General features: G+C 75.3%; 8 protein-coding genes. 7 read left to right on the forward strand and 1 reads right to left on the reverse strand.

The window, feature by feature from the left end:
• The 4 genes from EAH89_RS29985 to EAH89_RS30000 all read left to right on the forward strand — a co-directional run.
• Nucleotides 1-296: integrase core domain-containing protein (locus EAH89_RS29985; RefSeq protein ID WP_140887241.1), on the forward strand; the 296-nt coding region annotated here is incomplete at its 5' end.
• Nucleotides 297-330: 34 nt separating this feature from the next.
• On the forward strand, nucleotides 331-828 hold the full coding sequence (locus tag EAH89_RS29990; RefSeq protein ID WP_140887705.1) for a (2Fe-2S)-binding protein: 498 nt from the start codon (nucleotides 331-333) through the stop codon (nucleotides 826-828).
• On the forward strand, nucleotides 825-1883 hold the full coding sequence (locus EAH89_RS29995) for an FAD binding domain-containing protein (protein ID WP_140887707.1): 1059 nt from the start codon (nucleotides 825-827) through the stop codon (nucleotides 1881-1883). Before EAH89_RS29990 ends, EAH89_RS29995 begins: the two co-directional genes overlap by 4 nt.
• Entirely contained in the window at nucleotides 1876-4125 is a 2250-nt protein-coding gene (locus EAH89_RS30000) for a xanthine dehydrogenase family protein molybdopterin-binding subunit (protein ID WP_140887710.1), read from the forward strand. Before EAH89_RS29995 ends, EAH89_RS30000 begins: the two co-directional genes overlap by 8 nt.
• A 10-nt stretch (nucleotides 4126-4135) precedes the next feature.
• Here EAH89_RS30000 and EAH89_RS30005 read toward each other — a convergent pair whose 3' ends face one another.
• The gene (locus EAH89_RS30005) at nucleotides 4136-4831 is read right to left on the reverse strand and encodes a GntR family transcriptional regulator (RefSeq protein ID WP_140887712.1); all 696 of its coding nucleotides are present in this window, start codon (nucleotides 4829-4831) and stop codon (nucleotides 4136-4138) included.
• A gap of 125 nt (nucleotides 4832-4956) precedes the next feature.
• On the opposite strand from EAH89_RS30005, the gene EAH89_RS30010 reads away from it, so the two are divergent.
• The 3 genes from EAH89_RS30010 to EAH89_RS30020 all read left to right on the forward strand — a co-directional run.
• Nucleotides 4957-5829, forward strand: a complete 873-nt coding sequence (locus EAH89_RS30010) for a fumarylacetoacetate hydrolase family protein (RefSeq protein ID WP_456306545.1) — start codon at nucleotides 4957-4959, stop codon at nucleotides 5827-5829.
• A 34-nt stretch (nucleotides 5830-5863) separates the two neighbouring features.
• Entirely contained in the window at nucleotides 5864-6844 is a 981-nt protein-coding gene (locus EAH89_RS30015; protein ID WP_140887717.1) for a tripartite tricarboxylate transporter substrate-binding protein, read from the forward strand.
• A gap of 37 nt (nucleotides 6845-6881) precedes the next feature.
• A partial coding sequence (locus EAH89_RS30020) for an amidohydrolase family protein (protein WP_161993855.1) occupies nucleotides 6882-7359 on the forward strand: 478 nt, incomplete at its 3' end.

The raw sequence follows: 7359 nt of genomic DNA on the forward strand, positions 1-7359 counted from the left end.
GCGCCCAGAACAACATCGATCACCGACTGACCAAGCCCCGGCATCCTTGGACGAACGGGCAGGTCGAGCGGATGAACCGCACGATCAAGGAAGCAACCGTCAAGCGCTACCACTACGAGACGCACGACGAACTCCGACAGCACCTCGACCAGTTCGTCGCCGCCTACAACTTCGCCCGTCGCCTGAAGACTCTACGCGGCCTCACGCCCTACGAAGCCATCTGCAAAGCCTGGACAGAAGAACCGTCCAGGTTCATCCATGACCCGCACCACCAAACCCCGGGACCAAACACCTAGCCTACCCTGAAACCGCGCTCCCCGGAGGCTCCGCATGAGCATGTCGGTCACCTTCACCATCAACCGCGCCCCGCGGACCATCGAGCTGGACGATCCCCGCGTCACCCTGCTGGACCTGCTGCGGGAGCGGCTGGACCTGGTGGGCACGAAGAAGGGCTGCGACCGCGGGCAGTGCGGCGCCTGCACCATCCTGCTGAACGGGCGCCGCGTGAACGCCTGCCTGGCGCTCGCGCTCAGCCACGACGGGGCGGAGATCCTGACGATCGAGGGCCTGGCCGAGGGCGACGCGCTGCACCCCGTGCAGGCCGCCTTCATCGAGCACGACGCGCTGCAATGCGGCTTCTGCACGCCCGGCCAGGTCATGAGCGCCGTCGGCCTCATCGAGGAGGGCGAGGCCGGCCTCGACCCCGAGCGCGTGCGCGAGGGCATGAGCGGCAATCTCTGCCGCTGCGGCGCCTACCGCGGCATCACCGAGGCGGTGCTCGCCGCCACGCGCGCCATGGGCGCGACGACGGAGGAGGACGCCGCATGAACCGCTTCGAGTACGTGCGCCCGCGCACGATCGCCGAGGCCGTCTCGGCCGCCGCCCTGCCCGGCAGCGCCTACCTCGCCGCCGGCACCAACCTGCTCGACCTCATGAAGATCGGCGTCGCGCGCCCGGCGCGGCTGGTGGACCTCAACCACCTGCCCGGCCTGGACGCGGTCGAGCACCGGCCGGACGGCAGCGTGCGGATCGGCGCGGCGGTGCGCAACGCGGCGCTCGCGGCCGACCCCGCCTTCGCCCGCCGCTTCCCCGCCGTGGCCGAGGCGCTGCTGTCCGGCGCCTCCGCGCAGCTCCGCAACGCGGCGACGGCCGGCGGCAACATCCTCCAGCGCACGCGCTGCGCCTATTTCGCGGACCCCGACAGCGCCTGCAACCGGCGCGAGCCCGGCAGCGGCTGCGACGCGCGCGGGGGCGAGAACCGGCTGCACGCTGTCCTCGGCTGGAGCGAGGCCTGCATCGCGACCCACCCCTCCGACTTCTGCGTCCCGCTCGTGGCCCTCGATGCCGTCGTGGAGATCGAGGGCCCGGGCGGCGCGCGGGAGGTGCCGCTGCGCGACTTCCACCGCCTCCCCGGCACCGCGCCGGAACGCGAGAGCGCGCTGGCGCCGGGCGAGCTGGTCGTGGCGCTGCGCCTGCCGCCCGGCGCGGACCGCTTCGCCGCCCACGCGCGCTACGTGAAGCTGCGGGAGCGCACCTCCTACGCCTTCGCCGTGGTCTCCGCCGCGGCCGGCCTGCGCCTCGAGGCCGGGCGGATCGTCGAGGCGCGGCTCGCCCTCGGCGGCGTCGCCGCGCGGCCTTGGCGGGCGGAGGCGGCGGAGAGGTCCCTCGCCGGCGCGGCGCCCGACGCCGATTCCTTCCGGCGGGCGGCGGAGATCGCGCTCGCGGACGCCCGTCCCTCCGGCGAGAACGGCTTCAAGATCGAGCTGGCGCGGCGCATCGCGGCCCGCGCCCTCGCCCTGGCCGCGGCCGGCACGCCCGCACGGCTGCCGGCCCTGCCGGCCTCCCCCTTCGCGTCCGCCCCTTCCGGAGGTCTCCATGGCTGAGGTGATTTCGATGCGGCACGGCTCCAGCGCCGGCCAGCCGATCACGCGGCGCGACGGCCCGCTGAAGGTCACGGGCGCCGCCCGCTACGCCGCCGACAACCACCCACCGGGCCTGCTGCACGCGGTCCTCGCGACGAGCGCCATCGGCCGCGGCCGCGTGACGTCCCTCGACGAGGCGGCGGCCCGCGCGCACCCGGGCGTGGTGGCGGTGATGACGCCCGCCAACCGCCCCGCCCTGGCGATGGACCCCGACGACAAGTCCGTGCCCTTCTCCTTCCGCATGGACCTGCTGCAGGACCAACGCGTGCGCTACGCCGGCCAGCCGGTGGCGGTCGTCATCGCGGAGACGCTCGAGGCCGCGACCGAGGGCGCCGCCCTGCTCGCGCCCCGCTACGAGGCGGAGCCGGCCGAGGTCTCGCTCGACGAGGGCGAGGCCTTCGTGCCGCCCATCGTCGGCGCCGGCGCCCCGGCCGAGCTGCGGCACGGCGACGCCGAGGCCGGCCTGGCCGCGGCGGCCAACCGGATCGAGGCGACCTACGAGACGCCGACGCAGTTCCACAACGCGATGGAGCCGCACGGCGTCGTCGCGGCCTGGGACGGCGACGCGCTCTCGCTCGACATGCCCACCCAGGGCTTCGCGCTGACCGTGATGTGCCTCGCCGCGCTCTTCGGCATCCCGGCGGAGGGCATCCACATCCGCAGCCCCTTCCTCGGCGGCGGCTTCGGGTCGAAGCTGCTGACCGGGCCGCAGGTGCTGGGCATCCTGGCCGCGCGCCTCGTCGGGCGGCCGGTGAAGCTCGTGCTGCGGCGCGGGCAGATGTACGGCCCCGTCACGCACCGCGCGCCGACGCGCCAGGTGCTCCGCCTCGGCGCCGCGCCGGACGGCGGGCTGACCGCCCTGCACCATCACGTCCGCACGGCCACCAGCCGCTTCGACGACTTCATCGAGCCCTCGGGCGGCGTCAGCCACACGCTCTACGCCGCCCCCGCGATCCGCACGACGCACGAGGCGGTGCGGCTCGACACGGGGACGCCCGGCTTCATGCGCGCGCCCGGCGAGGCCAGCGGCAGCATCGCGCTGGAGAGCGCGATGGACGAGATGGCGCTCGCCTGCAGCATGGACCCGCTCGCGTTCCGCCTGCGGAACTACGCGGAGGTCGAGCCGGTTTCCGGCAAGCCCTTCTCCTCCAAGGCGCTGCGCGAATGCTACGCGCAGGGCGCGGCGCGCTTCGGCTGGGCCGGGCGCCCGCTGGCGCCGCGCACGATGCGGGACGCGCAGGGGATGCTCGTCGGCTGGGGCGTGGGCACCGCGACCTTCCCCGCGCACCTATTCCAGGCCGCCGCCCGCGCCGCGATCCGGCGGGACGGCAGCGGCCTCGTCGAGGCCGGCGCGCACGATATGGGCCAGGGCGCCTGGACCGCCTTCACGCAGATCGCGGCGGAAAGCCTCGGCCTCGACGTGGAGCGGGTCGAGTTCCGCTCGGGCACCTCGGACCTGCCCGACGCCGGCATCGCCGGCGGCTCGGCGCACACCGCGACCCTCGGCGGCGCGATCCGCGACGCCGGGCTGAAGGCCGTCGCGCGCCTCGCGGAACTCGCCACGGAGGACCCGCGCTCGCCCCTCTTCGGGGCCGGCAACGTCGGCGTCGTCGCGCGCGACGGCCGCCTCCTGCGCCGGGACGACGAGGGCCGCGGCGAATCCTTCGCGGAGATCCTCGCCCGCGCGGGCCTCGCCGAGGTCGAGGCGAAGGGCAGCGCGGCCCCCGACCCCGCGGCCGCGGAGGCCTACGCGTCGCACGCCCACGGCGCGGTCTTCGCCGAGGTGAAGGTCGATCCCGAGCTCGGGCAGGTGCGCGCGACGCGGATCGTCGGCGCCTTCGCCGCCGGGCGGATCATCAACCCGCGGCTGGTGCGCAGCCAGTACGACGGCGGCATGATCTGGGGCGTCTCCTGCGCCCTGCACGAGCGCGCCGCGATCGACCGGCGCAGCGGCCGCGTGATGAACGCCGACCTCGCCGAGTACCACCTGCCGGTCAACGCGGACGTCCCCTCGCTCGAGGCCATCCTCGTCGAGGAGAGGGACCCGCACGTGAACGCGCTCGGCATCAAGGGCGTGGGCGAGATCGCCATCACCGGCACGGCCGGCGCGGTGGCGAACGCGGTCTGGCACGCGACCGGCGTGCGCGCGCGGCGCTTCCCGATCGCGGTGGAGGACCTCCTCCTCGACCCCGCGGCGCCCTAGCCCCGCCGCGTCACCGCCCCAGGCCCGCACCGTCCTCCCCGAAGTTCGCGTCGAGGAGGATGCGCGTCGTCGCCCGGAAGTGCTCGGCCAGCAGCGCGCAGGCCCGGTCCGCCCGGCGCGCCACCGCGGCCTCCATGATCGCGCGGTGCTCCCCGGCCACGTCGCGCTCGGTGCGCGCGAGCGGAACCGAGAGCCGCCGGTAGCGCTCGCTCTGGTCGTAGAGGCTGTCCCGCAGCCGGAGCAGCCAGGGGCTGCCGCAGCCGGCGACGAGCGCGCGGTGGAAGGCGGCGTGCTGCGCCGACCAGGCGTCGTTCGCCCGCGACGGGTCCTCGGGGTCGCGCTCCGGCAGGCGGGTCAGGCCGTGATGCGCGGCCACGATCGCCGTCTCCCATTCCACGCCCGCGCCCTCGACGGAGCGACGGAGGCAGCGCGCCTCCACGTCGATCCGCACCTCCGTCAGGTCGCGCAGTTCGACCGCCGAGATCGGCGCCACCCGGAAGCCCCGCTGCGGCTCCGCCACCACCAGCCCCTCGGCCAGCAGCCGCGCCAGCGCCTCCCGCACTGCGCCGAGGTTCACCCCCATGGACTGGCAGAGGTCGCTGATCTTCAGCCGGTCCCCCGGCCAGAGGCGGCAGGCCAGAAGGTCGGCCCGCAGCCGCTCGTAGACGGATTGCGTCAGGCTCAGGGCCGGGGTGTCGCGCGGCATCGGCCCCTCCTACACCCGGCGGCCACAAAAATCCATCCGAGACGCGATAATCTATTTTATCTTGCGTGATCCATCTGCGCGGTGCCATCCTTTGCGACAAGAAGGGGAGGACGAGGATGCGTTTCGTGACATTCCGCCGAAGCGGCGCCCAGGGCCTGGCCGCGGCCGAGCCCGGCGGGGAGTTCCACGGCCTCATGGCCACCGCCCCAGGCTATCCCGGCGCGCTGGACGACCTCGTGGCGGGCGGCCCGGAAGCCCTCGCCTCCGCCGGGCGCGCCCTCCTCGCCGGCCCCGCCATCGACCTCGCGGCCGTGGAGCTCCTCCCCCCGCTCACCCGGCCCGGCAAGATCATCTGCGTCGGCCTGAACTACGCCGACCACTCCGCCGAGAGCGGCTTCGCGGTGCCGAGCTACCCCACCATCTTCGCCCGCTTCGCCTCCAGCCTCATCGGCCACGGCGCGCCCCTCCTGCGCCCGGCCGTCTCCGACCAGCTCGACTTCGAGGGGGAGTTCGTCGCGGTCATCGGCCGCGGCGGCCGCCACATCGCGAAGGACGCGGCGCTCGACCACGTCGTCGGCTACTCGCTGTTCAACGACGGCTCGGTGCGCGACTTCCAGATGAAGGCGCCGCAATGGACCGTCGGCAAGAACTTCGACGGCACCGGCGCCTTCGGCCCGGCCCTCGTCACCGCGGACGAGCTTCCGCCGGGCTGCCGCGGGCTGCGCATCGAGACGCGCCTGAACGGCCAGGTCGTGCAGAGCGCCTCCACCGACGACCTCATCTTCGACGTCGCGACCCTCGTCTCGACGCTGAGCGAGGCCTTCACCCTCTCGCCCGGCGACATCATCGTCACGGGAACCCCGGCCGGCGTCGGCCTCGCCCGCAAGCCGCCGCTCTGGATGCGCCCCGGCGACGTCTGCGAGGTCGAGGTCGAGCGCCTGGGCGTGCTGCGCAACCCCATCGAGGACGAGGCCGGCCGCCAGCGCGCGGCGGCCTGACCCGCGCGGCGGGCCGGCAGGAGGAGGAGCGACCATGCGGCACCGCATACCCCGCCGGTCCGCGCTGCGCGCCACGGGATCGCTGCTCGGCGCGGCCCTCGCCGCGCCCGCCCTCGCGCAGGGCCCGGCCGCCCGGCCGGTGACGGTCGTCGTGCCCTACAGCGCCGGCAGCCCGCCCGACCTCGTCGCGCGCCTGCTGGCGGAAGGGCTCGCGCGCCGCACCGGCCAGCCCTACGTCGTCGACAACCGCACGGGCGCCAGCGGCAACATCGGCACCGCCGCCGTCGCCCGCGCGGCGCCGGACGGCGCGACGCTGCTCGTGCAGACCAACACCCTCGCGATGAACGTCAGCCTCTTCCGGAACCTTCCCTACGACCCGCTGGCCAGCTTCACCCCGGTCGTGGAGCTCGCCACCGCCGGCTTCGGCCTCCTGCTCCACCCGACGGGCGGCGCCGACGTGGCGGAGTTCGTGGCGCGCGCGCGGGCCCGGCCCGGCCGCCTCAACTACGGCTCCCCCGGCATCGGCACCCCGCACCACCTGGCGATGGAGCTGTTCCGCCAGCAGGCCGGGATCGAGGTGGCGCACGTGCCCTACCGCAACCTCGCCGGCGCCGTGACGGACCTGCTCGCCGGCCGCATCGCCGCGATGTTCGTCTCCGCCGGCGCGGCCCAGGGCCTCGCCGGGGAGAGCCGCGTGCGGCTGGTCGCCGTCGCGGCCCCGTCCCGCCTGCCCACCTTCCCCGAGGCGCCGACCCTGGCCGAGACCGGCCTGCCGGCGACGGACATGAGCGGCTGGTACGGCCTCTTCGCCCCCGCGGGCCTGCCGCCGGACGCGCTGGCCCGGCTGAACGCGGCGGCGAACGAGGTGCTGGCGGACCCCGAGGTCGCCGCCGCCCTCACCGCCCAGGGGATCACCCCTGTCGGCGGCGCCCCGGACCGCCTGCGCGCGCTCGTCGCCGCCGACGCGACCCGCTGGGCCGATGTCGTGCGCATGGCCGGGATCGCGCCGGAATGACGCCCCGCCCCGAGCACGCCCTGGTGGAGAACGCGGGATGATCGACCTCTACACGCACATCCTGCCCGCGTCCTTCTCGGAGGCGCTGGCGGCGGTCTCGCCGGGGCGGGGCGACATCGCGGCGCGGCTGCGCGGCGTGCGCCCGCTGCACGACCTCGACGCCCGCTTCCGCGCCATGGACGCGGTGCCCGGCTACCAGCAGGTGATCTCGCTCCCTAACCCGCCGCTCGAGGACATCCTCCCCGCCGGCGCCGCCGCCGACCTCGCCCGCCGCGCCAACGACGCCCTCGCCGAGCTCTGCGCCCGCCACCCCGACCGCTTCCCCGCCTTCGTCGCCACCCTCTCCCTCCTCGACCCCGAGGGCGCCGTGCGGGAGGCCGGGCGCGCCATCACCGCGCTCGGCGCCCGCGGCGTGCAGGTCTTCACCAACGTCGCCGGCAAGCCCCTCGACCGCCCGGAGTACCAACCCCTCTTCGCCGCGCTCGCCGCCCACGACCTGCCCGTCTGGCTCCACC

Source organism: Muricoccus nepalensis (genome assembly GCF_006438825.1).
GTDB lineage: Bacteria > Pseudomonadota > Alphaproteobacteria > Acetobacterales > Acetobacteraceae > Roseomonas > Roseomonas nepalensis.

Coding starts and splice junctions, on each gene's coding strand:
- EAH89_RS29990 (WP_140887705.1), top strand. CDS start 331: ATGAGCATGTCGGTCACCTTCACCATCAACCGCGCCCCGCGGACCATC.
- EAH89_RS29995 (WP_140887707.1), top strand. CDS start 825: ATGAACCGCTTCGAGTACGTGCGCCCGCGCACGATCGCCGAGGCCGTC.
- EAH89_RS30000 (WP_140887710.1), top strand. CDS start 1,876: ATGGCTGAGGTGATTTCGATGCGGCACGGCTCCAGCGCCGGCCAGCCG.
- EAH89_RS30005 (WP_140887712.1), bottom strand. CDS start 4,831: ATGCCGCGCGACACCCCGGCCCTGAGCCTGACGCAATCCGTCTACGAG.
- EAH89_RS30015 (WP_140887717.1), top strand. CDS start 5,864: ATGCGGCACCGCATACCCCGCCGGTCCGCGCTGCGCGCCACGGGATCG.